The organism is Bradyrhizobium sp. FW305-F6 (assembly GCF_058782905.1).
On record NZ_JBYSYD010000035.1, the window covers coordinates 1 to 710 of the forward strand.

Below are 710 nucleotides of genomic sequence, written 5' to 3' on the forward strand. Positions count from 1 at the left end.
GCCGAGCCGGTCTCGGCGGCGCCGCGGTTGACCTGGCCGATATCGGTGGCCGCGGTCTGGGTCCCCTGCGCAACCGTCTGGACGCTGCGGGCGATCTCCTGGGTGGCGGCGCCCTGCTGCTCCACCGCGCTCGCGATCGAGGTCGAGATCGACGAGATCTGGCCGATGGTCGCGCCGATCTCCTTGATCGCGGCGACCGATTCGGCGGTCGCGCCCTGCATGCCCGTAATGTGCGAGGAGATCTCGTCGGTGGCCTTCGCCGTCTGGCTCGCCAGCGACTTCACTTCGCTGGCGACAACCGCAAAGCCGCGGCCGGCTTCGCCGGCCCGCGCGGCCTCGATGGTGGCGTTGAGCGCCAGAAGATTGGTCTGCTCGGCGATCGCCGTGATCAGCTTGACCACCTCGCCGATCTGCTGGGCCGCATGCGACAGCTTGCCGATGCGCCCGTCGGTCTCCTTGGCCTGCATCACGGCAGCCTCCGCGATGCGGCTGGAATCGCGGACCTGGCGGCCGATCTCCTCGACCGAGGCCGACAGCTCTTCGGTCGCGGTGGCGACCGACTGCATGTTGGAGGAGGCCTGCTCGGAGACGCCGGCGACCTGGCTCGACAGGCTCTGGGTGGTCTCGGCAGTGCGGGTCAGCGTCGAAGCCGCCGATTCCAGCTGCACAGCCGAGGCCGAGACGTTGGAGACGATGGTGCCGACCGCGCT

At 69.7% G+C, this 710-nt stretch carries 1 protein-coding gene; it reads right to left on the minus strand.

The window, feature by feature from the left end:
- On the minus strand, positions 1-710 hold a 710-nt coding region (locus AC3WLX_RS36605; protein ID WP_492339386.1), incomplete at both ends, for a methyl-accepting chemotaxis protein.